The following is a 25,835-nucleotide window of genomic DNA, read 5'->3' on the forward strand; positions in this document are numbered from 1 at the left end:
TTATCTGCTTGATTCCCGGACCGCAGGCACGGCCCGGGAGTTATTAATCTATTTTACTGAATTTTCCGACGTACTGTTTCAGCCGCCTGAACCATATTCTTAAGGGCCGGAACAACCTCATCCCATTTACGGGTCTTTAGCCCGCAATCGGGATTCACCCAGAGCCGTTCTGCGGGAATAACTTCCAGAGCTTTCTCAAGCAGCAGGGCCATATCATCAGCTGCCGGAATTGCAGGGCTGTGGATATCGTAAACACCGGGACCGACTTCATTGGGATAGCTGAACCGGTTGAAGCTGCCCAAGAGTTCCATACGGCTGCGACTGGCCTCAATGCTGATCACATCAGCATCAAGGGCGGCAATGGAATTCATAATTTCATCAAATTCGCAATAGCACATGTGAGTGTGAATCTGGGTGGCATCCTCAACGCAGGAAGCGGAGAGACGGAAGCACTCCTCCGCCCATTTCAGATACTCCGGCTGCTCAGATTTACGCAGAGGCAAACCTTCACGCAGGGCGGGTTCGTCAATTTGAATGACCTTCACACCGCTCTTTTCAAGATCAGCCACCTCGTCACGCACTGCCAGTGCAATCTGACGGCAGGTTTCACTGCGAGGCTGGTCATCACGCACAAAGCTCCAACAAAGAATGGTTACCGGTCCGGTGAGCATCCCCTTGACTTCACGGTCGGAGAGGGAACGGGCATAGTTGATCCAATCCACAGTAATGGGACCGGGGCGGGAAACATCACCGAAAATAACCGGGGGTTTCACGCAGCGGGAACCGTAACTCTGTACCCAACCGTTGGAGGTAAAGCAGTAGCCGTCAAAGTTTTCCCCGAAATACTCGACCATGTCGTTGCGTTCAGGTTCACCGTGAACCAGCACATCAAGTCCGATTTCCTCCTGACGGCGGATACAATCTTCAATATATCCGCGCATAAAACTTTCGTAATCAGCACGCTCAATGCGGCCATTCTTGAAACCACTTCTGGTAGAACGGACTTCGGAGGTTTGGGGAAATGAACCGATGGTGGTTGTGGGCAGGATGGGAAAACCAAGCCCGCGCTGGATTTCAGCACGTTTTTCATAAACAGAGTTACGAAGATAATCAGCGGGCTTAAGCGCATCCAACCTCTGGGCTACCTGCTGGTTATTTACGCGTGGGCTATTTTTACGGACTTCAAGGATTTTGCGGTTTTCAGCAAGCTCCCCCTCAACCTCTCTGCCGCCTACGGCATCAGCAACAATTCTGATCTCAGCGCATTTCTGACGAGCAAAAGCCATCCATGATTTTATCTCCGCATCCAACTGAATCTCAAGGTCAAGATCAAAGGGAACATGCAGAAGTGAGCATGAAGGAGCCACCAGCACCCGTTCTTCGCCAAGCACAGTGTTTGCGGACTTCACAGCAGCAACAGCTTTATCGAGATCAGCCCGCCAGATATTCCTGCCATCCACTACGCCGAGGGAAAGTCTCAAGTTATCTGCCAGCTTCGCCAAAAGCGGTTCAAGATCCTGCGCACCACGCACGAGGTCGACGTGCAAAGCATCAACAGGCAAAGAGGCTGCGGTTTCCAAATTATCACCAAGACCGCCAAAATAAGAGGCAACAAGAATTTTGGAATTTGAAGCTGCTTCCTTGAAAGTGCGGTAAACAGGGTTGAAAAGTTTACGCACGGATTCGTCGAGATCAAGGGCCAAAATCGGCTCATCAAATTGAATCCACTCGCATTTTGCGGACAGCTTTTCGATCAGTTCCACATAAACGAGAATCAGTTTTTCCAGCAAATCAAGACGGTCAAATTCCTGATCCGCGCACTTACCCAGTTGCAAAAAGGTCAATGGTCCGGGCAGGACAGCTTTAATTCTGTGTCCAAGCAGTCCAGCTTCGTCAACCTGTTCAAGCAAAGCTTCGTCAGCAAGAAAGAATTCCTGATCCTCTTTAAATTCAGGCACTAGGTAGTGATAGTTGGTGTCGAACCACTTGGTCATTTCCATGGCAGCCACACCGTTTTCACCGGCTTCACCACGTGCCATTCTGAAATAATCATCAAGGGAGGCCTTGCTGCCTTCAACATTATATCTAGCGGGGACAACTCCAAATCTCACCGCATTATCAAGCATATGGTCGTAGTAGGAAAAATCACCGACCGGCAGTAACTCAACTCCAGCCTGCTTCTGATCATTCCAATGCAATTCGCGAAGTTTTTTGGCGGTCAGTCCAAGATCATCCGCCTCGGCTTGGCCCTTCCAGTAAGATTCAAGTTTTCGTTTGAGTTCACGGTTACTGCCCATTCTGGGGTAGCCTAAAGTGTGCGTCAGCATATTAAATTTCTCCATGTTCGAAGTGTCCGCCTGTTGGCGCGGGACTTCTGTCCCTGTTTCACAGACCTGTTCGCGAGGTCCGGCACTTACTCCCGCAGGACGTCTTCTGGCTTCCGGGTCTGTTTGACGCACAGCACCGCTCCTTCCCGTTTTGCAACAGTGGAACGATACCATCCCTTCTTGATTTACCCGGTTACAGCAGCGCGTCTGCGACGGATTCTCACCGTCTTCCGTTTCCTGCGGGCGCATACAAATCAAATTCAATATATAAAAATATTGTTATATAGTGATGAAGAAATGACATTCTTCACCCTCAAAGTCAAGTGCTATTGAAATTTTCACAGGGCAAAAGAAAAGGCCTCCGGAGTTAATCCGGAGGCCTCAAACTTGGTACTATTTATTGTGATCGTTTATTTACAATCTCTAACATTTAATTTTTCGCGAAAATTACCACTGGCTGCGGGAAACTTCAGTAAAGCGCCCTTGACCAGACATTTACCGACAATATCGAGACCTTCGCGGTCCTGACTTGTGGCTTTACCCCGCCAGAGATAGGTTTTCAAACCCTCATCTTCAGGGGTCATCAAATAGATACGTACGGTATTGTCCACGCGAGGGGCATCTGCGGTCTTTACAACACCGATTTCAGAATTCGTTTTGCTGATATAATCGTACTCGTAAGCTTCCCTTTTATAGGTAACACCTCTTTCCATGAAAGCTTTGGAACCGAAATTAACAACAACTACAAAATCAGGTGAATTGGGATCATATTTGAAACCTTTGGCTTCAAGTTCCAGCTTGGCGGTATTGAGCAGAATAGCTTCAAGATCTTTCTTGGATTCGCTTTTCTGCTTAAAAGCAAATGTCTTCAGTCCGCTGAAATCAGTGCCCGAAACAGGTTTATTCTCAACATCCATATTAACGTATACGCACCCGGAAAGCATCATTCCGATCAACGCAAAAACAACGAGTAACTTCCTCACCACATTCTCCTGACTTTATTAGTTACGGCCTTCCCCTAAAAGTCAAACCGCATTAAATGCGTTATTACAATTCCCTATACCTAACCGTTTAACTTTTTTACCAGCATTAGCCAAGAGTTAAAACAAATTCAATAAGACGACAGGTGTTTTATTTAAAAATTTCATCAATCATAAAAACTGACCTGATTACGGCCCGCCCCCTTTGCATCATATAAAGCCATATCCGCCATGCGCAACAACCGTTCAAGATCAAGCCTGCGCAAACTCATAGTAGCAACCCCGATACTTATTGAGCAACGTATAACACCCGCCGCAACAGGAATGTCACTCGCTGCAAACTTCCTGCGTAACCGCTCGGCTACAGCAATGCCGCCGACAAGATCTGTACCGGGCAAAAACACTGCAAACTCCTCCCCTCCCATACGGGCGAAGACATCCTCATCCCTGATAACCTCGCGGCAGGTGTCGGCAAAAAAACGCAATACAGCATCCCCGACCTCATGCCCATATGAATCATTGATTCTTTTGAAATTATCAAGATCAACCATCAACATGGAAGGGCCTATTGGATTGCGATTATCTCCATGCATGAACAACTCAGCCTGGCGAAAGAACTCCCTGCGGTTAAAGGCCCCGGTAAGACTGTCCGTTGTTGCCAGCAGAAAAAGCCGCTCATCCTCCGCTTTACGTATGGAAATATCATCTACCACCCAAAGTACACCGCGATTCAAATCAGCAGGAACATTGACATCCACGGCCTGACCGACAAGAGAACACCACAGCGGTTTCCCGTCCTTACGCCGTAACTGGTACTCAACCTTCGCCTGCGCACGATTAACAAGGGTGTAGTAATACTGCTGACCAAATTCATGAAATTTTTCTTCAGTAAGGTGCAAGTCCAACATACTCAAACCAAGCATCTCTGCTGGGGATTCATAGCCCAGAATATCGGCAAGAGCCTGATTGGCCCTCTTCAAGATTCGCCCACCTTGCAGAAACATCATCCCGACCCGGCTATTCTCAAAAATAATTTTAAGTTCATGCAGGGTTTCGCGTAACTCCATTTCCGTTGCTTTCAGATAGGAAATGTCGCGCATAGCTGAAATACGGTATATTTTGTCCCGAAGCTCCACAGTGCGGGCACGAATTTCAGCAGGAAAAGTAGAACCGTCCTTGCGCCTCCCCATAACAAAATATGGCTGGTCATATCTGGTAGAAATTTTCTCTTTTGCAAGATCACGATAATCCTCGGCAACAAAATCCTCCCCGTGCATGCCGAGAACGTCCTCATGCGAATATCCCAGAACTTTAAGAACTTCCTTGTTAACAGCCACGCAAAGCATATTTCCATCAAAGACACCTATGGCCTCTGAAGAAGAATCCGCAAGTAAAGTCTGCAATTCAAGTTGTTCTTTCAATTCAAATACATATCTTTGAAGATCATCAGACCCCATAATTTTCCCCGCATTTATAATACCCACCTACTTCATTAACACTCTATAAAGCTAAAACAACTCTCGTCAACATTGCATAAAATTCTAAGATTCACTCTTCCAATAAACACAAGGCACAATAACGGACCATATTGAAGAGACTATCCAACAACAAAACTGACTAGCGAAATACGTTTTGCCACGGTCATACAAAAAATAATTCACTTGCATTTATTAAGAATTTAGTGTTCACCCCGATGGGGAGGTAAAGATGAATACATTATCAGACAGGCGAAAGCATACAAGGATTGAACTTAGTTCAATCAACAGTTTCTTCCGGCAATGCGATGTTGCTGCTACTTCCGGTGGGGATCTCGATATAACTATCCTCAACATCTCAACAAAAGGGATGAAATTCAAAATTAATTCGGACAATGATTCCAGAAAAATAAAGCTGGACGATGAACTTTTTATTCGCGGCTGTATTTTTAATGATAGAATCGGTTTTCTCAGCAGCCAGAAGGCTGTTGCTGTCTGGCAGGAAGACAGCCTCTTCGGTGTAAGATTCACTCCATCGCTTGAACTTGATGAACCGTCCCTGATTGATATGCTCAAGTAAAAAGCACTCCCGAGACCGCCTCTTTCAAATAATAAGATAAATTGGTATCTTCTATCCGTGAACAAGCAAGAAACCAAAATCATAGCATGGATCGGGAACACCTTCTTCCGCACCGGAATGGATGAACTGGGCTACAAAACAGTCCACATCCCAATTCAAGGGCAGCAGGTATTCACTTGGCAGGATATTCTGGAAAAAACCGGAACTAAGCCTTATGCCGTGGTCTATGCTGACCGCTCTATCGCCCCGCCCCTTGCCGGGGTCGAAAATTACCCCTGTCTGACCATCTTTCACTGCATCGATACCCACATCCACAGCTGGTACCCCCTTTACGCCCAAGGATTCGATATCTGTCTGGTCAGCCTGAAGGATCATCTGGACCGTTTCAGCCCGCGTTTGCAGGAATCGCGGTTGCTCTGGTTTCCGCCCATTGTCATGGATGTAGACCAGCCTGTTGAAATGGAAAAAGAATGGGATCTGCTATTCGTAGGCAAAGTCGATCCGGTACTGACCCCGGAACGCATGAATTTTCTGGATAAAGTTTCTCAAAAAATTTCCGGGATGCACGTAACTCAGGGAGCGTATCGCAATCTTTTTCCCAAGGCCCGAGTTGTGCTCAACATTGCCGAGCGCGGGGACCTCAACTTTCGCGTATTTGAAGCACTGGCCTGCGGGTCCTGCCTGCTCACACCCAAAATTAAAAACGGACTTTTTGATCTCTTTGAAGACGGGGTGCATCTGCTGGCCTACGAGCCGAATAATGCCGAAGATTTAGTGGAAAAGCTGAACACCCTGCTGGCAGACAAAGAATTGCGGGAACGCATCGCCAGACAGGGAAATGAATTGATCGAAAGCAAACACCGCATCATTCATCGCGCGCAGACCCTGCACAATGTGATCAGCGAGATGGATGTGGAAGCAGCAATAAAAAACCGCATCGCAGCAGCACCCCAGCTGCGCCGCAATTTCCTCAAATCACTCTACCTACACTGGGCCGAGGAAGTGGGAATACCAAAATTTCAGAAGATTTATTTGGAAGCGGCTAAGAATTAGTTGATGCGCTTTAGTCAAAATATTTCGCCTCCGGCGGCCCTCCGAGGGCTTAAACCCTTTTTGTAAAAAGGGTTCAAGACTCCCAATAACTTTTAGTAAGCTTCGCAAATAACGCGAAAAGACCGTGTGAAATAAAACATATCCTGACTTATCTTACCGCAACCGCTCAAGCCCCTGCTTCAGATCAGCCTTCAAATCTTCCACGTCTTCCAGTCCGATATTAAGACGGAAAATTGTTTTCCCTTCATAACCGAAATGGTTCGTGCGCCGGAACTTACCTCCGGTGATCAGACTTTTGTAGCCGCCCCAGCTGTAGCCGAGACCGAAAAGATCCAGATTGTCCACGAATGGGGAATGGTCGATATCTTCATATTGCTCTTTAAGAGTAAATGCGAAAAGTCCGCTTGAACCCTTGAAATAACGCTTCCAAAGATCATGCTGTGGGTGACTTTCAAGGGCGGGGTGGATCACAGATTCGACCATTCCATGCTCAACCAGCCATTTGGCGACCTCAAGGGCAGACTCTTCATGGGCCTTGAGCCGCACTTTCAAAGTCCGCAAACCGCGCAATGCCTGATAGCAATCTTCCTGTGCAGCAAAAGCTTCAAAAAGACCGGAGCACTTTTCAAAGGCTTCCCAGTTGCGCTCATTGGTGGAAACAGTACCCAGCAAAATATCAGAATGTCCGGTGATGTATTTGGTGCAGGACTGGATAGAAACATCCACGCCATGCTCAAAGGGATTAAAATATAAAGGAGTCGCCCAAGTGTTATCGATAACCGAAATAATTCCTTTGACACGGCAGGCTTCGGTGACGGCGGTAATATCCTGAATCTCAAAGGTATTTGATCCGGGAGATTCCATAAACAGCAGCTTTGTATTTTTGCGGATGTAATCAGCTATGCCCGCTCCGGCGTCAGAGGGTAGATATTCGGTTTCAACACCATATTTGGAAAGGAATCCATCACAGAAACGACGAGTGGGTCCATAAACATTATCGCAAATCAAAATATGATCGCCCTGCTTTGTGTAAGCCATAAGCACCATGGCAATGGCAGCAAGGCCGGACTGAAAAGACTTACAACCATGCGCACCCTCAAGCTCAACCATGGCAGCTTCAAAAGCTTTCTGGGCACCCAAACCGCAAGTTCCATACTCAACTCCCTCGAATTCACCCTTATTCGCCTTGAGCATGTCAGCGTAGGAATCAAAAAGAACAGTGGAAGCCCGGTGCAGGGGCGGATTAATAGTATCTATAACTTGCAGGGCCTCAGCTTTGCCCGCATTGACCAGCTTGGTGGAAATATCTTTCATGAGAACTCCTTGTTGTTTCTGCCCCAAAAGATAAAGCGGGAAACTGGAAAAACAACCAGTTCCCCGCAATTTATTTAATATTAATGACAAGTTCAGCAAGCAACGCGGCGAAGCCTGATAGGGAATCCAAAGGGGCTTAGTCCCTTTGGTCCCGCTGAAAGCGCCCGCCGGGAGGCCCCTCGGAGAGGCCGTCGGCAGACCCGCCGGAGGCATCTTAAGCCATCTTTTCAAGCTCGGCTTCAATCAACTCAAGCGGAAAATCTTCACAGACCACAGCATTGCCCAACCTGTCGAGGCCGACAATAACTACTGCGCCCTGCTTAACCTTCTTGTCCTTCTGCATAAGCTGCATGATCTTGGCTGGCTCAATGTCAAGTTTTCCGGTGGCGAGCCCCAACTTGTCCATAAGGCCTTCGTGCAACTGGAGATCTTCAGAGGAAAGCATCCCGGCTTTGTGGCTGGCCCGCGCAACAATACGCATGCCCCATGCAACACACTCGCCATGAGAAATCTCATATCCGGCAAATGTTTCAATGGCATGACCCACGGTATGACCGTAGTTGAGGATACGGCGCACCCCGCCCTCTTTTTCGTCACGGACAACCACGTCGGCCTTGATCTCACAACAGCGAGCCACGACCTTGGCCATAACCTCGCGATCAAGGGAGCGGACCTTATCCGCATTGGCGGACAGGTAATCAACCAGATCGCGGTCGGCGATGAAGGCGGTCTTGACCACTTCGCCCAGCCCGCTGAGAATCTCCCGTTCGGGAAGGGATTCAAGGGCTGAAATGTTCGTATAAACCCGCTTGGGCTGATAGAACATTCCGCAATAGTTCTTCCAGTGCTTGATGTTTACCGCAACCTTGCCACCCACAGATGAATCCACCTGTGAAAGCAAAGTAGTGGGCACCTGCACGAAATTAATACCGCGCATGTAGCTACCCGCAACATAGCCGGAAAGATCCCCGACCACGCCGCCCCCAAGAGCAACCACCACATCCTGACGGGTTATCCCGGCCTCAAGCATGGCTTCCAGCAAAGAGCCGAACACATCAAGGGATTTGCTGCTCTCCCCGGCAGGGACCGTGAGCAGTAGCGGATCAATATCCTCAAGAGCGAGCTTTTCGACCAGTTCATGACCGAAAAGCTCACGGGTATTTTCATCACAGATAACTACCGGGGTATGTCCGTACTTCCTGGCTTTGAGGTCCGCGACAAGTTCATCCATTACGGAATAATCCACGCTGATCTCATAAGAATTATCGAACTCACCGCGCAGCTCAACATTGACCTTGGACATTACTCTTCTCCGGCCAACACGCACTCCTGCTGACGCAGGGACTCTTCATGAATGTACTGAAAAATACGGAGCATGAAATGCTCATCCATGCCGCGGGCAACACCTTCGCGGGTGCGCTTTTCAACAGTCTTCTTCCACTGTTCGGGCTGCAAAAGAGCAATATTGCGCTCACATTTCATCTTACCGATCTTGCGGCCTAAAGCCATACGCTCAGCAAGAAGCTCAACAATAGCATCATCAATCTCAACAAGACGGTTACGCTTGCTTTCCATGCGCAGGGCAAATTCTTCATCTTCCGCAGCTGCATGCTTCACTTCAAGATCAGCCAGAACCTTGCCGAGATCTTCGGGAGTGAACTGTTGTTTGCTATCGCTGAGAGCCACATCAGGATTGATGTGAGATTCAATCATCAAACCGTCAAAAAGGAGGTCGAGGGATTTCTGGGCCACTGCGGGGATGAGTTCACGCTTACCGCAGAGATGGCTGGGGTCACAGATGATGGGCATGCCCTCAGTGCGACGGCGCAGCTCAATAAAAATTCTCCAGTTGGGGGCATTGCGGTATTCGCTGGCACGTGCGGAGGAAAAACCGCGATGGATGGCACCGAGTTTTTTGACCCCGGCCTTGTTAATGCGCTCAAGAGCACCGAGCCAGAGTTCTACATCAGGGTTGATGGGGTTTTTGACCAGCACTGGAATATCAGTTCCCTTAAGAGCATCAGCCAGAGCCTGCACGGCAAAGGGGTTAACAGTGGTCCGTGCGCCGACCCAAATCATATCAACGCCGTACTTAAGACAGAGTTCCACATGTTCAGGAGTAGCGGTTTCGCAAGAAATGGGCAGCCCGGTTTCCTCTTTGGCTTCTACCAGCCATTTGAGGCCTTCCTCGCCCATGCCTTCAAAGCAGCCGGGGCGGGTACGCGGTTTCCAGATACCTGCACGCAGCAGGTGAACACCCTTGTCTTTAATGCCGCGGGCGGTTTCCAGAAGCTGCTCGCGAGATTCTGCACTGCAAGGACCGGCAATGATCAACGGCCCGTCGTTATTGAACCCCCAAGAATCCAAACCGGTTACATCAAGTTTTACACTCATGGTAGTGACCTCCGTATTATTTGAAGTTGAAAATAAATCCGGGCCGGTTTGATGGCGCTAAATAATAAGATACTGCAAAAATGAAATCTGAATATACCAGACTATGCAGAAAACAGCAGGATAAATCGGCCGGAATAAAAAAGGTAAGCACCGAACACGAAAGACTATAAACAATCTCGCGCTATCAATATCAATTTGTAAATGAAGTTGGACCTTTCACCCTGCCGGGGAGGCAGGACTCGGTAAAACACGGCAGGCCGTCAATGGCGCGGGCGGAATATACCGATCAGTCTTAATGAATGCATAACACCACTCAGTCGCGGCGTAAACATACAATCCCCCCTTAGCTGATATTTTCATACTTTCTTAACAATTTATTGATAAATGATATTGACTTTGAATTTCACTCTCACTAAAGCTCTAAATAACGTTATCAAACCGATTACAGAACCAAAAGGAGGACTCCATGTCCAAATCATTGATTGTTTACGGCTCAACTACTGGAAATACTGAAACAGCTGCCGAATACGTGGCCGAAGCTTTTGAAAACAAAGAGATCGAAGTAGAACTGAAAAACGTCACCGATGTAAGTGTTGCCGACCTCGGCAACGGATACGACATCGTACTTTTCGGCTGCTCAACTTGGGGCGAAGAAGAGATTGAATTACAGGATGATTTTATCCCCCTCTACGATGCCCTTGAAAGTGCTGACTTGAAAGGCAAAAAAGTCTCCGTGTTTGGCTGCGGAGATTCCGACTACACTTATTTTTGCGGTGCAGTGGACGCCATTGAAGAAAAACTCGAAAAAATGGGTGCTGTGGTCATAGGCGACAGCCTTAAAGTAGACGGAGACCCGGAACGGGACGCCATTACCGAATGGGGCAGGGAAATCGCTGAAAAAGTTTAAGCTAAGTATTCAGAAATTCTTATGAAAAAGCCCCCGCACTGATCTAAGTGCGGGGGCTTAAAAATTTGCAATCAAAATTTCTACCTAACTCTCACCTGCCAAGGCACGCTGTACTGAAACCTCAAGCATGGTTTTCTGCAAACGGATACTCTTGGTATTACTATTAAGTACGTCTTCAGTCAGGGACCGGAGCTTATCCACAGACTCCAGAGAAGCGGTGATAATAAGTTCCGTGGGGATCAGTCCTTCAGATCGGACCATTTCCAAAAGATTTTCCAGCTTGTGGGAAAGTTCTTCAATAACGGTCAGCTTAAGCAGATTGGACCCGGCCTTGATGGAATGGGCATCCCGGAAAATGGAATTAATAAGCTCCGGGGTAAGATCCGCGGGGCTGTTCTCCAACTGCAAAAGCCCAGTCTCGATATTATCGAGCCGTTCAAGTGTTTCGTCCTGAAAGATGTCCAGTAATCTATCGCCGGTACTCATATTTATCTATTTATCCCACCCGCCATTTTGGCAGGGGTTGAAAAATCAAACTAAAAAACTCATCGGAAGCAGGATTAGGTGTTATCTGCCCTAAGCTCAGGCTTTCGTCAACAAATTGCAACCTGAAAGACACCCTTTCAGCACAATTCAATAGACTTCCCTTTTTGGCGGCAAAATTCTACACTGCCGCCTCAAGTTTGAAATACTATAAAAAACAACCACCCCTGTCTTTAATTATATTATATTTTTAATCAAGTATAGTGCGGAGTTAAACAAATGGCATTGATGAGTGTAAGTGATCTTTCCATGACCTTCGGCGGCCCTCAACTACTGGATAAAGTTTCCTTTCAAGTAGAAGAAGGCCAGCGGATCTGTATTGTGGGCCGTAACGGGGAAGGTAAATCCACCCTGCTCAGGCTCATGAGCGGAGACCTCGTGCCCGACGACGGAAACATTTCTTATCAGAAAGGAGTCAGTGTAGCCCGCCTTTCCCAAAAAGTTCCGGAAAGACTGGAAGGAAGCATATTCGAAGTTGTTGCCGGAGGGCTCGGCGATCTGGGTAAGGCCCTGACCCGCTATCATACGGTCAGCCTTGAAGTGGCAAACAGCGGCGATGTATCCAAGCTTTCCGAAGTTGAAGAAGTTATGGAAAAACATGGTGGCTGGGAGGCCCTGACCACCATTGAAATGGTAATTTCCCGTCTCTCGCTCAGTGCCGAGATGCGCTTTGAAACCCTTTCCGGGGGACTGAAAAGACGTGCGTTACTGGCCCGTGCACTGGCAAGCAAGCCGGATGTCCTGCTGCTCGACGAACCCACCAACCATCTGGACATCGACTCCATTGCTTGGCTTGAAGAATTTATTGTCAAAAATATCCGCACCCTGATCTTCATCACTCATGACCGCATGTTCCTGCGCAAGATCGCCACCCGCATCATTGAGTTGGACCGCGGCAACGTCGCGGACTGGTCCTGCGATTACGACACCTTTCTCAAACGTAAAGAGGATATCCTCTCTGCCGAAGAAAAGAACTGGTCTGAATTCGATAAAAAACTCGCCCGCGAGGAAGTGTGGATCAGGCAGGGCATCAAGGCCCGCCGCACCCGTAACGAAGGCCGAGTACGCGCGCTCAAAAAACTGCGAGATGAACGCAAGCAGCGTCGTGAACGGACCGGAAAAGCCACCATTGAAATTCAAGAAGCCACACGTTCCGGCAAAGTGGTTGCCGAGACCGTTAACGCCTCCTACGCATGGGACCACAACCCAATTTTCAAAGATCTATCCGCCACCATCATGCGCGGGGACCGCATCGGTATTATCGGCCCCAACGGTGCAGGCAAAACTACCCTCATTCAAGTGCTGCTTGGGAACCTTAAGCCAGATTCCGGCAGCGTAAAGCTGGGAACCAAACTCGAAATTTCATATTTCGACCAGCACCGCGAACAGCTCGACCCCAATAAATCCGTGCGCGATTCTGTAGCTGACGGCAACGATACTGTAACCATCAATGGTCGCAACAAGCACGTCATGGGTTATCTGAAGGATTTCCTGTTTTCCCCGGACCGGGCCAATTCCCCGGTAAGTGTACTTTCCGGCGGTGAGCGCAACCGTTTACTTTTGGCCCGTTTGTTTACCCGCCCTTCCAACCTGCTGATAATGGATGAACCTACAAACGACCTTGACGCCGAAACCCTTGAACTGCTCGAAGACCGCATCATGGAATATCCCGGCACAGTCATCATCGTCAGCCATGACCGTGCATTCCTGAACAACGTGGTTACCGGGACACTGGCTTTTGACGGTAATGCAAAGGTAAATGACTACGTAGGCGGCTACGACGACTGGGTGCGCCAGCGTCCGCAACAAGAAGTGGAAGCAAAGCCCAAAGCTGCCAAGCCAAAACCGAAGAAGACCTCAAACGACCGCCCTGAAAAGCTCAGCTACAAAGAGCAACGCGAATTCGAAGGTCTCGAAGTGGAAATAGTCGAGCTTCCCGGAAAAATCGAAGAGCTTGAAGGTTCCATCGAAGAGATGCAGACCCTCATGGCCGACCCGGAATTCTACAAAAAGTCCGGCGAAGAAATGGCTGCTGCCCAAACAAAGCTCGAAAACCTCGAAGCAGAGCACGAAACCACCTTCGAACGCTGGGAAGAAGTGGAAGAGAAGCTTGCTGAGTACAGGAAGCGTACTGGGAAAATTTAGTGCCTCCGGCGGCTGGAGAAGGGAAAACTTTTGCAAAAGTTTTCCCTTCCCCAGACCCCATCCCTTTCAAAACCTTTTGATTTGCTTCGCATATAGCTTGTGAATACGTCACTAATACAGCTTTCTTGCTATCTTTATAACTCAAGCGTAAATTATCTTGATGAAATCCAAAGCGACTTCTCCTTTCTGGATGCCCATTTACGCATTTTTCGCCACTATTTTGGTTGGTGGAATGCTGCTCAAGCTGGACATTTGCCATCCGGGAAAGGAACTTTCATTTCTCGATGCTGTTTTCACGGCAACCTCAGCGGTCTGCGTTACCGGGCTTGCGGTGGTGGATACCGGGACCTTTTTCAGCCGTACCGGGCAGAGTGTAATTCTCTTCCTGATCCAGCTGGGCGGTCTGGGTATTATGACTTACGCCAGTCTGGTAATTTACCTGCTGGGTAAAAAGGTCAGTGCCTCGGACCGTATTGCTGTCAGCCAGACGCTAATTCACGACCCGTCTTTTAATATTGGTAAATTCATTGTGGGCGTAGTCACGGCGGTGCTTTCTATAGAAGCAATCGGCGCCCTGCTGCTTAACCGCATGGACCCGGTAGGATTTTACGGATTCTCGGCAGTTTTCCATTCCATTTCGGCATTCTGTAATGCAGGATTCTCGCTTTACTCGGACAGCCTGACCACGTGGAAGGACCACCTTGGAATCAACACGGTCTTCATGGCCCTGATTGTTATGGGCGGTCTGGGTTTTTACGTTATGGCCGAGCTATGGCATAAATTTATGGATTTCATCCGCAGACGTAAAACCGAAGTTTCAGCCCATGCACTTAGCTGGCATACACGCATTGTACTGGAAACAAGCTTTTTCCTGATTATCGGCGGCGGGTTGGCCATATTTTTTGCTGAAAGCTTCAAAGTCCACAAAGTTGAAGGAGCCGTTGTCAATGAAATTACAGCTCTGTTCCAATCTGTGACCTGCCGTACCGCAGGATTCAATACTGTAGACATTTCCGGGCTGACAAACATTTCGCTGCTGGTCATGATCGGCCTCATGCTTATCGGAGGTTCGCCGGGATCATGCGCCGGGGGCTTGAAAACAACCACTTTCCGTACCTGGCTGGGCTTCATCATTTCCAAGATCAAAGGACATTCGCAGGTAAAAGTAGGCTGGTATGCGCTCACCAAAGAAAGCGTTAACCGCGCCCTGACCCTTTTGACCATCGCCAGCGTAATCCTCGGATCGGCCATTATCCTACTCAGCATCACTGAAGGAAGCCACCTGCCGCATAGCGAAGTGCGCGGGCATTTCATTGAAATAACTTTCGAGGCCATATCCGCCTTTGCTACAGTTGGATTATCAACCGGAGTAACCCCGGACTTGAGCGGACCCGGAAAATCCATCATAATATTTTTAATGTTCGTAGGAAGGCTCGGCCCGGTCTGGCTCCTGACAGCCATTAACAGCTGGCAGAAAGAACCACGTTACAGATTACCGGAAGACGATTTACCATTAGGATAGACCGGAGGCATCTAAATATGACAGAAAAAAAAATAGAAGTAGGCGTTATCGGCCTTGGTAAATTCGGGCTGGAACTAGCATTGAACCTGCGCAGACTGGGCCATAATGTTGTAGGCGTGGACACCAGCGAAGAACGGGTCAAAGCCGCTAAGCCATACCTTGCACAGGTCTTTCAGGCCGATGGAACAGACCCTCAGACTCTGGAGCAATTAAGCTTTCAGGATTTCAATTATGTTGTGGTTTCCACTGGCGATTCACTGGAAGCGAGTGTTCTGGTGGTCCTCAACCTTCAGGAAATCGGGGTCAATAAGATATGGGTCAAGGCTATCAGCGTGGCTCATAAAAAAGTTCTGAGCAAAATGGGCGTTGATTACGTTGTCTTCCCGGAACATTTCGCTGCCAAACAGCTGGCCCATAAGCTTTCCACCCCGGGCATGATCGAATACCTTTCCATGGGTAACGATATCCTGATCAAAGAACGAAAGGCTGCGGACTGGGCCGGAAAAACACTTATAGACCTTAACCTGACCAATAATTATCAGGTGCAGGTCATTGCTATCCGTAAGAATGGATCTGAAGAACTTAATTTCGTGCCCAAGGCCAGTGAACCGCTGGGAGAAAATGATGTGCTGATTATGATCGGGGTACGGGAAAATCTACTGAAACTACCCTAATAGCTAGAAATCACTATCAACATTGTAAAGGTCTTTTTCTATTTCCTTCATCTGCATGTCCTCCTCTTCTAGAGCGATCATGCGATCCCGGATTTCGTGAGTCTTTTCAATGGCATCGTCAAGCTCAACACCAGCGGCAACCTGCATCTTACGGAACAGGTTCAGAATATCGCTACGCAGGGTCTTGCCTTTTTCGCCTACCCCCATTTCCCGAAGCATGGTTTCATCTTCTTCGGTTTTTTTAATCAGGTAATGGCAAAATTTTTGAGCTTCCTGAATGCCCCGGTTCTTTTCAAGACACATGGTCAGATAGCGGAAACAATTTTCCCAGTCACCGGATTCATAATAAGTGCGTGCGATGTTGAAGAAAAGATTCTCATCGGTGCTGTCGAGGTCGACTCCCCGATTGTAATACTGCAAGGCTTCTCGATACATGCCGTTCTTGCGCATGGAAATACCGAAATCATTGAACATGTGTTTATGTTCGGTGGTGAAAGCGGACTTAAGTTGCAGGACTTTTGCAAAAACTTCCTGCGCCCTTTCAGTGTCCCCTTTTTCAAGGTAGGTCAGGCCAAGCCCAAAAGATGCCCGGACATTTTCTTCATCAACAGCCAGTGCGTCAGCATACTCCATCTCCGCACTGTAGAACTCACCCTGCTCACGATGGGCCTCGCCCCTGCTCAGACGCCCATCCTGCTGTTCCATGGCCGGACGCACATGCTGCTGGTAAAAATCCAGCTCAAGGGTGTAATGGGCTGCAAATTCCCCACTGCTCACGATCTCAGGATCACCTGCCGGAACCCTGTTCTCATTAAGAAGCAATAGTTCGAAACGTTCATCGTCCAGCTTACTGGCCAACCAGTATTTCTTACCTTTTGGTTTATGCGAATCCGTACGCAACGATACCACCGTTACGAATTCGCTTTCCTCTTCAGTTACCTGATCGGCAGGAGGAGTATAGTCAAATAATGAGGTTCCAGTACTCATTGCGTTAGACTCCAGCGACCCAAAGAAAAGGTCGAGCTTGAAATTGTTGCAGACCCCTCATCTACACTAACTTGATCGGCATTTAATCCATTTCCATTTAGAGTTCCAGCTACTAAAGAAAAAATAAGCTTTCTGTTATCTGGAACATCAAAAAAAAATCAGCTAGGCTTCAACCCGATGCAAAAATACCGTCCAATTTTAATACTAATTAGTGCCATCTTTATATTGCACTTTTTCGGGCTAAAAAGCTATGCCCGTAAAATAAATGATGTCCCGGTAATCAGCTGCAAACTGATCAACCAGTTTCCGCATGACGACTCGGCTTTCACACAGGGATTTTTCTACCATGACAGCTACTTATACGAGAGTACCGGTAAGCGAGGACGCTCCTCCCTGCGTAAAACAGAACTGGAAAGCGGCATAGTACGCACCATGGTCAAAAATGATAAAAATATTTTCAGTGAAGGAATCTGTTACTGGAACAACAAAATATTTCAGCTTACATGGCGTTCGGGCAAATGTTATATATATGACTCCACTTCTCTTGCCCGCAAAGGATTCTTCAAATACAAAGGACAAGGATGGGGACTGACCACGGACGGACAATTCATATACCAGAGCAATGGTTCTTCAGTGATCACTTTCAGGGACCCCTACGATTTCGCCCGCATCAAAAGATTACGGGTCACCGATGGTATTGCGAATATCCATCTCCTCAATGAACTCGAGTATATAAACGGCCTTATTTTCAGCAATATCTGGAAGAAAGACCGCATCGCGGCAATTGATCCCCAAAATGGGAAAGTAAAATTCTGGCTGGACATATCCTCATTACGTCCCCTTGCCGGAAAAAAAGCCGAAGCCGCCAACGGCATTGCCTGGGATGCAGCCGGGAAAAGGCTCTTCGTGACCGGAAAATTCTGGAATAAGGTTTTTGAAATTGAACTACCCACACTTGAAAATTAGTCCGCCCTCAACTGATCAAATGACAATTTCACTGGGCATTTGCGCCGGAGCATCCTCAGTCAGCATGGTCCTGACTAGGAACGATGACGGCAGAATTGAAATCATCAGATCAATTTCACTGAACCATGAAGGTAATCCCGCGCAAGCCGTGATTAAGGGATTACAGGAACTGGAACTGCCTGAAGGAATCCCCGCAGCGGTGACCGGACGTAAATTCCGCCACCTGCTGGATCTACCCACCATTTCCGAACCGCAAGCCCTTGAAACCGGACTTGCCCACGAAGATTTTGTAAAAGACGGCTACCGCACCGTACTCAGCGCAGGCGGGGAGACCTTTATGGCTTACCTGCTTGATACTGAAGGCAAAGTAGAGACAGTGCATACCGGAAACAAATGCGCATCCGGTACCGGGGAATTTCTTGCCCAGCAATTGGGACGCATGGGGCTTACTTTAGATGAAATGTCCGCCATGCAGATGAGCGAACCATACAAGGTTTCCGGGCGTTGTTCGGTATTTTGCAAAAGTGACTGCACCCATGCCCTGAACAAAGGAATTGAAAAAGAAGCCGTAGTTGCCGGACTGGCTCGCATGATGGCCGGGAAATGCATTGAACTGCTGCGCAAACTGCCTTCGAAAAAGGTGGCCTTGATCGGGAATTGTTCACATAACAAATTCATGGTCAATGAACTGCGCCGGGAAATCCCGAACTTGCTTCTGCCGGAACATGGGCATTGTTTCGAAGCTCTTGGGGCAGCAATCTGGGCCGCTGAAAACGGCAGCATCCTACCCGAGGATTGCAGTACCATTATCCGTAAGGGAGATACCGCTTTTACCTTCCTGCCGCCGCTGGAAAATTTCACAGATTCTGTCAAATTTCATGAAAGCACACAGGCCAAATTCATTCCCGGCAACAGACTTGCTTTGGGTCTTGATGTAGGCTCTACCACCACTAAAGGAGTGCTGCTTGATATGGAGCGGACCGAGATCGTCGCATCCTGCTATCTGCGCACGGACGGCGATCCCATCGGGGCTTCGCGTAAGGTCTATGCAGAGTTGGCTGCACAAGCACCTGCCGGAACCACAGCCGAAGTAATGGGCGTGACCGGGTCGGGCCGCAACATTGCCGGACTGCATGCAGGCACGGACGGGATCATCAATGAAATCACCGCACACGCCACTGCTGCCGTCCATTATGACCCCGAAGTGGATACTATTTTCGAAATCGGCGGGCAAGATGCCAAATATACATGGCTGAAGAACTCTGTGCCCTGCGACTACGCCATGAACGAGGCATGCAGTGCCGGGACCGGATCTTTTCTGGAAGAAAGTGCCAAAGAAACATTGGGCATAGATGTAACTGACATTGCCGGGGTGGCCTTCAAGGGCCGGAATCCGCCCAACTTCAATGATCAGTGCGCGGCCTTCATCGGCTCAGATCTCAAGCTTGCAGCGCAGGAGGGTGTTCCGCTCGAAGACATGGTTGCCGGGCTGGTCTACTCCATCTGCATCAACTACTCCAACCGGGTAAAAGGCAACCGCACTGTCGGGCAGAAAATTTTTATGCAAGGCGGGGTCTGTTACAACAAGGCCGTGCCCACCGCCATGGCTGCGCTGACCGGGCAGGAGATTATTGTCCCGCCCCATCCGGGGTTGACCGGGGCTTTCGGGGTCGCCCTTGAGGCAGCAAAACGGACAGAACAGGGAACCATCACCAGCGGAATCTTCAACCCCGCCGAGCTGGCCAAACGCGAAGTAGAACACAAATCTCCCTTCACCTGCAACGGGGCCGGCAGGGATTGCGACCTCGGCTGCTCCATTGCCCGCATTGAGGTGCAAGGCAAGACTTTTCCATTCGGCGGCATCTGCAACCGCTTTGATAATTCCAAGGTATCCAAAGACACCAAGCCGGGAGAAGACCTCGTACTCTGGCGTGAGAAACGGGTCTTCCGCGATTTGACAGAACCATTGGAGGGCCAGCCGGTCATAGGTATGAACCGCTCCCTGCTCATGAATACGTGGTTCCCGCTGTTCAATACTTTTTTCACTAAAATGGGCTTCGGAATCAGGATGCCTGAGAAAATTGATCCTGAGGGAATTGAACAGAAAGGTGCGCCCTTCTGCCATCCGGTAGAACTGGCTCACGGCGGGCTGGGCGAATTGCTGAATCTTGAGACGAACCACATTTTCCTGCCCCACCTACGTTCCATGCCGCTCAAAAGCGGTGACCGTTCCTGTACCTGCGTGCTGGTTCAAGGCGAACCTTACTACCTGAAATCCGCCTTCCCGGAACTGGAAAATCGTTCCCTGCTGACCCCGGTAATCCACATGCAGGACGGAGAAGAGCAGCTACGCAAAGCCCTGCTCCAAACTGCTGCAAAGTTGAAGGTTGGTGTACAGCAGGCCTTGAACGCTCTTGAAGAAGCAATTGCTGAACAGGCACAATTCTTTGCCGACCTGCGTAGCAAGGGTGAAAAATTTCTGACTGCATTGGATGAAAACAACAATCAGGGGATGGTCCTTTTCGGCAGGCCCTACAATGCCTTCAGCTCATGGGCCAACAAATCAATCCCCACCAAATTCGCTACCCGCGCAGTAGATATAATCCCCTGCGACATGCTCCCGCGCAGTGAGAAATGCGGCGATGAATTAAACATGTACTGGGCCACCGGTGAGCAGATCATGGATGCCGCAAAACTGGTAGCTGCACATCCCAAGCTCTTCGGCACTTACATTACTAATTTTTCCTGCGGGCCGGATTCCTTCCTACTAGGCCATTTCCGCAAAGTCATGGGCCGTAAGCCCTCACTGACTCTTGAACTGGACAGCCACACCGCCGATGCCGGAATTGAAACCCGCATTGAAGCATTTCTTGATATTGTGGACGGTTTTAAACGTTCGGAAGCACCACAGAAATCAACAGAAAATCCATTCCGCCCGGCACGTTGCGAAGCGCAAGACGGAATGACCGGGATAACCGACTCCAAGGGTGAATGGCATGCGGTAAATAATCCGAAAGTAACCCTGCTTATCCCCAGCCTTGGCGAAATCAGTACGGACTTTTTAGCCGCATCCATGCAGCGGGACAACATCCGCTACAAGGTGCTGCCCCATGCCAGCGAAGCCGCTCTGAAAATGGGCCGCAACAACTCATCATGCAAGGAATGCCTGCCTCTGCAACTGACAGCCGGGGCTTTGCTGGAATATCTGGAAAATCGAGCGGAAGACGAACTGACCCTTTTCCTGATGCCCAAGGCCAAGGGACCCTGCCGTTTCGGGCAATATTCCGTGTTCATGAATGATCTCATCGAACGGCTGAAAATCCCCGACCTCGCCATCTTCGCGCCCAGCTCAACTGACGGGTACGGGGGCCTCAGCACCGCTGTAACCCTTGGCATGTGGCAGGGCATTGTTGCCGGATCCATTCTTGAAGACATCCACGCCACCATCGCAACTGCTGCTGAAGACAAAAACGCGGCCCTAAAGCTTTTCTGGAAAGTCCGCCAAGACCTGCTCGGTGCAATGGCAAGCTGGAAGGAATTTTCCAAAGCCCTGCGCAAGGCAGCAGATGATTTTTCCTCCATCAAACTGGCAAAACCAGTTCAGGAATACCCGGTCATTTCTCTGCTGGGCGAAATTTACGTGCGCCATGATCCGCTGGCTCGACGCAGCCTGCCGGAAAAGCTTACTGAGCAGGGCTTCATCATGCGAGTGGCCCCGGTACTGGAATGGATGAAATACACCGACTGGCTGAACCGCAATAGTATTGAAGGCAAGGCCGAACTCAAAACCCTGATCACACAGGGAGTGAAATCATATTTTGAACGACGCATCCGCCATATTCTTGCAAAAAGCGGGATGCTCTTCTATCCCGGACCAAACGTGCGCGAAGTGGTCAGCCACGGCAAACCGCACATTTCCGAGCAACTTACCGGGGAAGCAATACTCACCGTAGGCACCTCCCTGCATGAAATAATGTCTCCATCCTGTGGGGTCATTTCTATCGGTCCCTTCGGATGCATGCCCTCACGGGTGGCTGAGGCTGTGCTCAGTGAGAAATTCAGAGCCGGATCAGCAGGAAAAAAAGCCACTTCTGTACTTGATGCTGACTCCCGGCTGCCCTTCTTAGCCATTGAAACGGACGGCAATCCCTTTCCGCAGCTCATCGAAGCCCGGTTGGAAGCATTCTGCTTGCAGGCCAGAAGGTTGCATGAGCGGATGACCGCATCCATACGCACAGATTAATAGTTCCTTAGTTCTTCTTGATATAGCACATGCTATTATGATACCACCTCTCAGGACAAATTGAAGCGGCAACGCTTTTCCGGGGAGGAAAAAGTTGAATAGAAGAATTGTAGGCTTGGGCCTGTTAATCCTGCTTATTACAATATGCGGGTGCAGGGCGGCGCGATCCATAAAAACAAATATCAAAGAAACTGTAATTTCCTCTGAACCGGAGGATAAATTTTCCCAAGCACTGGACCGCAACAAATTTTCAGAGGCAGAACAAATCTGGCTCGATAATCAGGATTATTTTCTGGGAAAACCGAAGGCCATGGCAGAAATAACCAAAGCGGCCTCCCAGCTAAAAAAGCGCTATCGTCCCAAAGTTTCAGCTGCCACCACAAATATTCTTTCCATCCGCTGGCCTGCTAAATCCGGTAAGTGGACCTTAATCCGCCTCAAACTGGACAATGCCCGCGACCTCATCGACGAAATCGAATCCAGCACCATCCTAAGCGATCTGGGCCAGACTCCCCCTAAACTGGAAAAGCTGAAAAAAGAATTTCACAAAAAAGAATCTAAAATCCGCAGCAATGCGCTGGCCCAGTTCAAGAAATATCCATTGAAAACCGGGCCGAATTTCTTTTCCATCTACCCCGTCCAACTGGATGAGAAAAAATTTCTCAAATCGCAAGCCGCTCTGCTTGAGCGCACAGTAGGCTCCGCCCATGGAAACGGCGTGCCGCACATGATCAAAGAGTACGGCGACGTCATCCCGGCCAAAACCCTGCGTAATCTGGAAGGTAATTACTTTCGCGATCTGCTCAAAAAGGAAGCCGCAGGCAAGAAGCCATCCTTCCGCACGATAATCAAAACCATGAAGGAAGCGCAAAGGCTCGGCTTTCCGGTCACCGAAGTACCGGACTGCAAAATAGCCTTTGTGCGCGTGACAAGTAAAACCTTGATGAAAGAACACGGCATTGAGTTCGGCTTAGGATTTGATGTGGACCTGCCCATGGAAACCGAAACACTGGCAAAGAGCCACATGTTCAATTCCAAGACCGCCAAAGACGCAGACGTGGTTATCCTCATCAACGAAGTGGTATCCAGAATTGACCGCAAGACTTTTCGTCCCAAATCATATCGCAGCAGATGGATCACCGGATATCAAGAAGGCTACAACCACGCCTACGATCAAGCCCAGCTACGGCTGGAGCAATTGAAACTGAAACGACAGGAACTTAACGAACGCAACAACTCTCACATTCTGGGCTGGTTCGGGGCTAACGACATCACTTCTGCTGCACACATGGCGGCAATTGAGGAAAAAAAATACAACGAAGCCGTAGCCAACGCCACTAACATTCCAAAAGTAATAGATAAGCCCATCTACGTTAATTACAGCTTCCGGGTTGTACCGCTGCGGACAACTAAAGTAGCTTCGGTGCAATATGTGATAATCGACCGCAAGTCCCGCACCTACTTCACCGACTTTTTTGATATCGTTAAGGAAAGGAATTTCAAAGTAGCCTACGGCATCCAGCCGGATGATCCGGATACGAACGCCCATAAAAACCGCTTTAATACTGAAAAAGAAGTACGAGATTGGGAGAAGCAGGCTGTCCCGGTACGTCTTTCTGATATGCTCAACTTCTATCTGGATCACGAAGAAAAAGACAAAAAATACCGGAGCATGGCGCGAATTCAAAACACAATAATCAGCAATCGCAACAAAGCTCTGGCAGAATTCTATAGCGATGAATACGGTTCCGACACTGGGAATGATCCACGATTTGATTCCACTGTTATGGTTTTGGGGCCGGATGCATGGAAGTTTGGCAGCGGATTTTTTGTAACCGACAACATTATTCTGACCAACCATCATGTGGTGGAAGGTCATGATCTTGTAGAAATCAGAATGCACAACAATATGGAAGCCTTTGGAAAAGTCATGGCCGTTGACCTTTACCGCGACCTAGCCTTGGTCAAGATCAACGCCCGGGGCAAACCGGTCCGCTTTTACACCAAAAACAAACTACCCAGCGGTGCAACTCTTGAAGCTATTGGTCATCCAAAAGGATTCCCTTTCACTATAACCAGAGGTGTTTTCGGTGCTTACCGGAACATGCTGACTAAAAATCTGCCCTCGCGCCGCGTCAAAGTTCGCTACATCCAAACTGATACAGCTATCAACAAAGGCAACTCCGGCGGTCCGTTATTTTACAAAAACAAAGTAGTCGGTGTTAACACTTGGAAAAGAATTGACCAGGATGTCGATAACCTCGCTTTCGCTGTACATTACTCTGAAATAATAAATTTTTTGAAACAATACGGCATTAAATACCGCAAATAAGGAGCCTTGAATTGAAAAAACGCATTTTCATCTTAATAGCAGTGGCAATTATCATGGCTCTAGTACTCATGACCGGGTGCCGCAGCAAGCAACGCATGGGCATGGTTCGCGATCAGAATACCGGGCTGCTCTATGGCTCCATGACCAGCAGTAACTTTATTATCGACCCGTCCCAGTTTGATACCCCGGTTTTGAAACTGACCATCCGCAACACTTCTGGAGATCCGGCAGTAAACCTTAAAGCTCTGCGCAAAACCATAGAAGCTGCATATATTGATAAGGGTTACAAGGTCGTAAAAACGGGCAAATATTCCATGCACTTGGACGTCAATCTGCGCTATTCCGGCCAGATTTCACAGAATATGGTTGATGAAATCAGCCTTTGGGGTGGAACAGGCGGTGCTTACATGGGAGCCAGTTTAGGCCAGAATCTCGACTCCCTGGTACTAGGCTCCGCATCCGGCGCGGCCATCGGGGCGATCATAGGGCAGTACACAACACAGGACACCTACGTCATGGTAGCGGATGTAGTGCTCGGCATTGTGGATAAATACGCCAAAAAACGCAGGTATGTGGTCCAATTCGAAGATACCCAAATCAAATGGGATGACGAAGATGACGGGTTCACTTCCTACCGTTCCCGCGAACGCATACAGCTGGCGGTCTATGCCGGAGGGGATAACACCGCGCAAAGCAAAATCGTACGCGGGGTGACTCTGAGATTTAAACGGATTTTACAGGATATTATTTAATAAGACTAAAGCCCGGACAGTAAAACTGTCCGGGCTTTATATTTTATACATCATCAAATCTGCTTCGCACGTCATTCAACCCCTCGCGATACCCTTTGGCATCGCCGTAAGGGAAGAAATGACGATAACGGCTGTGTACGGACTTTACAGGACGGGCATGCCGGATCGGGCACCAATACTGCTCAGTACGGGCTGCGACCTCGCGCACAAATCCGATCAAACCGTTAAAATATCCGCAATAGTAGCAGTTAACTTTTTCGATCAAGTTCAAATACTTCAGGCTTTGGCGGTCAATAACAACATAATCGCGCCGTTTCACACGAGGAATGCCATACACCGGAAAGCACATCAGCTGATAGAGCCAGACTGCCACATCAATCATCAGAGCCGGGATAAGTGGCATAAAAATAAAGGGCAGCGTGAGCATAACCCAAACCCCGGAATCATAAACATAATCGCTCCACTTGGCAGCCAGTTCACGGTGCGCCACACGCACCTCTGCACTGAAGCGGACTTTTCTCTTCTGCACTGTGTATAAGAACTCGCTTTTAATATCGCGCAGTTCAACTCGCAATTCCTTTTCCAGCACATCTATCCTACCGAGAATTTCATCAATTCTGCTCATGTGGCACCTTCCTTTT

Annotated in this window: 19 protein-coding genes and 1 riboswitch; of the genes, 10 read left to right on the forward strand and 9 right to left on the reverse strand. The window is 48.8% G+C overall.

What is annotated here, in order from left to right:
* Window positions 1-53 precede the first annotated feature (53 nt).
* The 3 genes from D0S45_03900 to D0S45_03910 all read right to left on the reverse strand — a co-directional run bounded on the left by D0S45_03900 (window position 54) and on the right by D0S45_03910 (window position 4,764).
* The gene (locus D0S45_03900) at window positions 54-2,327 is read right to left on the reverse strand and encodes a 5-methyltetrahydropteroyltriglutamate--homocysteine S-methyltransferase (GenBank protein ID TIH19333.1); all 2,274 of its coding nucleotides are present in this window, start codon (window positions 2,325-2,327) and stop codon (window positions 54-56) included.
* 78 nt (window positions 2,328-2,405) lie between these two features.
* Window positions 2,406-2,596, reverse strand: a riboswitch (cobalamin riboswitch).
* A gap of 141 nt (window positions 2,597-2,737) precedes the next feature.
* Window positions 2,738-3,310 carry a DUF4136 domain-containing protein gene (locus D0S45_03905; GenBank protein ID TIH19334.1) on the reverse strand — a complete coding sequence of 191 codons (573 nt, stop codon included), beginning with the start codon at window positions 3,308-3,310 and terminating at the stop codon, window positions 2,738-2,740.
* A 164-nt stretch (window positions 3,311-3,474) separates the two neighbouring features.
* Window positions 3,475-4,764: a sensor domain-containing diguanylate cyclase gene (locus D0S45_03910; protein ID TIH19335.1), complete on the reverse strand. Its 1,290-nt coding sequence runs from the start codon at window positions 4,762-4,764 to the stop codon at window positions 3,475-3,477.
* Window positions 4,765-5,014: 250 nt separating this feature from the next.
* Between D0S45_03910 and D0S45_03915 the strand changes: the two genes are divergently transcribed.
* Both D0S45_03915 and D0S45_03920 read left to right on the forward strand, forming a co-directional pair.
* Window positions 5,015-5,362: a pilus assembly protein PilZ gene (locus D0S45_03915; GenBank protein TIH19336.1), complete on the forward strand. Its 348-nt coding sequence runs from the start codon at window positions 5,015-5,017 to the stop codon at window positions 5,360-5,362.
* A 117-nt stretch (window positions 5,363-5,479) separates the two neighbouring features.
* A complete protein-coding gene (locus D0S45_03920; protein TIH19374.1) occupies window positions 5,480-6,415 on the forward strand; it encodes a glycosyltransferase family 1 protein in 936 nt (311 codons plus the stop codon).
* A gap of 153 nt (window positions 6,416-6,568) precedes the next feature.
* Here D0S45_03920 and metC read toward each other — a convergent pair whose 3' ends face one another.
* The 3 genes from metC to D0S45_03935 all read right to left on the reverse strand — a co-directional run bounded on the left by metC (window position 6,569) and on the right by D0S45_03935 (window position 10,123).
* Window positions 6,569-7,729: a cystathionine beta-lyase gene (gene metC, locus D0S45_03925; GenBank protein ID TIH19337.1), complete on the reverse strand. Its 1,161-nt coding sequence runs from the start codon at window positions 7,727-7,729 to the stop codon at window positions 6,569-6,571.
* Window positions 7,730-7,943: 214 nt separating this feature from the next.
* Window positions 7,944-9,032, reverse strand: a complete 1,089-nt coding sequence (gene aroB, locus D0S45_03930; GenBank protein TIH19338.1) for a 3-dehydroquinate synthase — start codon at window positions 9,030-9,032, stop codon at window positions 7,944-7,946.
* Window positions 9,032-10,123 carry a 3-deoxy-7-phosphoheptulonate synthase gene (locus D0S45_03935; protein TIH19339.1) on the reverse strand — a complete coding sequence of 364 codons (1,092 nt, stop codon included), beginning with the start codon at window positions 10,121-10,123 and terminating at the stop codon, window positions 9,032-9,034. The genes aroB and D0S45_03935 overlap by 1 nt, the downstream gene beginning before the upstream one ends.
* A 466-nt stretch (window positions 10,124-10,589) precedes the next feature.
* Between D0S45_03935 and D0S45_03940 the strand changes: the two genes are divergently transcribed.
* Window positions 10,590-11,030, forward strand: a complete 441-nt coding sequence (locus D0S45_03940; GenBank protein ID TIH19340.1) for a flavodoxin — start codon at window positions 10,590-10,592, stop codon at window positions 11,028-11,030.
* A gap of 84 nt (window positions 11,031-11,114) precedes the next feature.
* On the opposite strand, the gene D0S45_03945 is transcribed toward D0S45_03940, so the two are convergent.
* The gene (locus D0S45_03945) at window positions 11,115-11,516 is read right to left on the reverse strand and encodes a chemotaxis protein CheA (GenBank protein TIH19341.1); all 402 of its coding nucleotides are present in this window, start codon (window positions 11,514-11,516) and stop codon (window positions 11,115-11,117) included.
* Between the two features lie 276 nt (window positions 11,517-11,792).
* On the opposite strand from D0S45_03945, the gene D0S45_03950 reads away from it, so the two are divergent.
* The 3 genes from D0S45_03950 to D0S45_03960 all read left to right on the forward strand — a co-directional run bounded on the left by D0S45_03950 (window position 11,793) and on the right by D0S45_03960 (window position 15,914).
* The gene (locus D0S45_03950; protein TIH19342.1) at window positions 11,793-13,718 is read left to right on the forward strand and encodes an ATP-binding cassette domain-containing protein; all 1,926 of its coding nucleotides are present in this window, start codon (window positions 11,793-11,795) and stop codon (window positions 13,716-13,718) included.
* 160 nt (window positions 13,719-13,878) lie between these two features.
* A complete protein-coding gene (locus D0S45_03955; protein ID TIH19343.1) occupies window positions 13,879-15,240 on the forward strand; it encodes a potassium transporter TrkH in 1,362 nt (453 codons plus the stop codon).
* A 17-nt stretch (window positions 15,241-15,257) separates the two neighbouring features.
* Complete coding sequence (locus D0S45_03960) at window positions 15,258-15,914, forward strand: TrkA family potassium uptake protein (protein TIH19344.1); 657 nt, start codon at window positions 15,258-15,260, stop codon at window positions 15,912-15,914.
* A 3-nt stretch (window positions 15,915-15,917) separates the two neighbouring features.
* Here the strand turns inward: D0S45_03960 and D0S45_03965 are convergent, their stop codons facing one another.
* Window positions 15,918-16,901, reverse strand: a complete 984-nt coding sequence (locus tag D0S45_03965; GenBank protein ID TIH19345.1) for an alcohol dehydrogenase — start codon at window positions 16,899-16,901, stop codon at window positions 15,918-15,920.
* A 177-nt stretch (window positions 16,902-17,078) separates the two neighbouring features.
* Here D0S45_03965 and D0S45_03970 point away from each other — a divergent pair, with 177 nt between their 5' ends.
* The 4 genes from D0S45_03970 (at window position 17,079) to D0S45_03985 (ending at window position 25,194) form a co-directional block, all read left to right on the forward strand.
* A complete protein-coding gene (locus D0S45_03970; protein TIH19346.1) occupies window positions 17,079-17,867 on the forward strand; it encodes a glutaminyl-peptide cyclotransferase in 789 nt (262 codons plus the stop codon).
* 19 nt (window positions 17,868-17,886) lie between these two features.
* On the forward strand, window positions 17,887-22,110 hold the full coding sequence (locus D0S45_03975; protein TIH19375.1) for an activase: 4,224 nt from the start codon (window positions 17,887-17,889) through the stop codon (window positions 22,108-22,110).
* Window positions 22,111-22,204: 94 nt separating this feature from the next.
* Window positions 22,205-24,442, forward strand: coding sequence for a serine protease (locus tag D0S45_03980; GenBank protein ID TIH19347.1), 2,238 nt, complete (start codon window positions 22,205-22,207; stop codon window positions 24,440-24,442).
* An 11-nt stretch (window positions 24,443-24,453) separates the two neighbouring features.
* Complete coding sequence (locus tag D0S45_03985; GenBank protein TIH19348.1) at window positions 24,454-25,194, forward strand: hypothetical protein; 741 nt, start codon at window positions 24,454-24,456, stop codon at window positions 25,192-25,194.
* A gap of 43 nt (window positions 25,195-25,237) precedes the next feature.
* On the opposite strand, the gene D0S45_03990 is transcribed toward D0S45_03985, so the two are convergent.
* Window positions 25,238-25,819, reverse strand: coding sequence for a hypothetical protein (locus tag D0S45_03990; protein ID TIH19349.1), 582 nt, complete (start codon window positions 25,817-25,819; stop codon window positions 25,238-25,240).
* Window positions 25,820-25,835 lie beyond the last annotated feature (16 nt).

The organism is Marinifilum sp. JC120 (assembly GCA_004923195.1).
In the GTDB taxonomy this organism is placed as follows: Bacteria; Desulfobacterota; Desulfovibrionia; order Desulfovibrionales; family Desulfovibrionaceae; genus Maridesulfovibrio.

Excerpts from the sequence above, each read along its gene's own strand:
- metC (TIH19337.1), bottom strand. The coding sequence starts at position 7,729 with ATGAAAGATATTTCCACCAAGCTGGTCAATGCGGGCAAAGCTGAGGCC.
- D0S45_03960 (TIH19344.1), top strand. The coding sequence starts at position 15,258 with ATGACAGAAAAAAAAATAGAAGTAGGCGTTATCGGCCTTGGTAAATTC.
- D0S45_03970 (TIH19346.1), top strand. The coding sequence starts at position 17,079 with ATGCAAAAATACCGTCCAATTTTAATACTAATTAGTGCCATCTTTATA.
- D0S45_03920 (TIH19374.1), top strand. The coding sequence starts at position 5,480 with ATGGATGAACTGGGCTACAAAACAGTCCACATCCCAATTCAAGGGCAG.
- D0S45_03955 (TIH19343.1), top strand. The coding sequence starts at position 13,879 with ATGAAATCCAAAGCGACTTCTCCTTTCTGGATGCCCATTTACGCATTT.
- D0S45_03935 (TIH19339.1), bottom strand. The coding sequence starts at position 10,123 with ATGAGTGTAAAACTTGATGTAACCGGTTTGGATTCTTGGGGGTTCAAT.
- D0S45_03950 (TIH19342.1), top strand. The coding sequence starts at position 11,793 with ATGGCATTGATGAGTGTAAGTGATCTTTCCATGACCTTCGGCGGCCCT.
- aroB (TIH19338.1), bottom strand. The coding sequence starts at position 9,032 with ATGTCCAAGGTCAATGTTGAGCTGCGCGGTGAGTTCGATAATTCTTAT.
- D0S45_03990 (TIH19349.1), bottom strand. The coding sequence starts at position 25,819 with ATGAGCAGAATTGATGAAATTCTCGGTAGGATAGATGTGCTGGAAAAG.
- D0S45_03915 (TIH19336.1), top strand. The coding sequence starts at position 5,015 with ATGAATACATTATCAGACAGGCGAAAGCATACAAGGATTGAACTTAGT.
- D0S45_03975 (TIH19375.1), top strand. The coding sequence starts at position 17,887 with ATGACAATTTCACTGGGCATTTGCGCCGGAGCATCCTCAGTCAGCATG.
- D0S45_03940 (TIH19340.1), top strand. The coding sequence starts at position 10,590 with ATGTCCAAATCATTGATTGTTTACGGCTCAACTACTGGAAATACTGAA.
- D0S45_03910 (TIH19335.1), bottom strand. The coding sequence starts at position 4,764 with ATGGGGTCTGATGATCTTCAAAGATATGTATTTGAATTGAAAGAACAA.
- D0S45_03945 (TIH19341.1), bottom strand. The coding sequence starts at position 11,516 with ATGAGTACCGGCGATAGATTACTGGACATCTTTCAGGACGAAACACTT.
- D0S45_03900 (TIH19333.1), bottom strand. The coding sequence starts at position 2,327 with ATGCTGACGCACACTTTAGGCTACCCCAGAATGGGCAGTAACCGTGAA.
- D0S45_03965 (TIH19345.1), bottom strand. The coding sequence starts at position 16,901 with ATGAGTACTGGAACCTCATTATTTGACTATACTCCTCCTGCCGATCAG.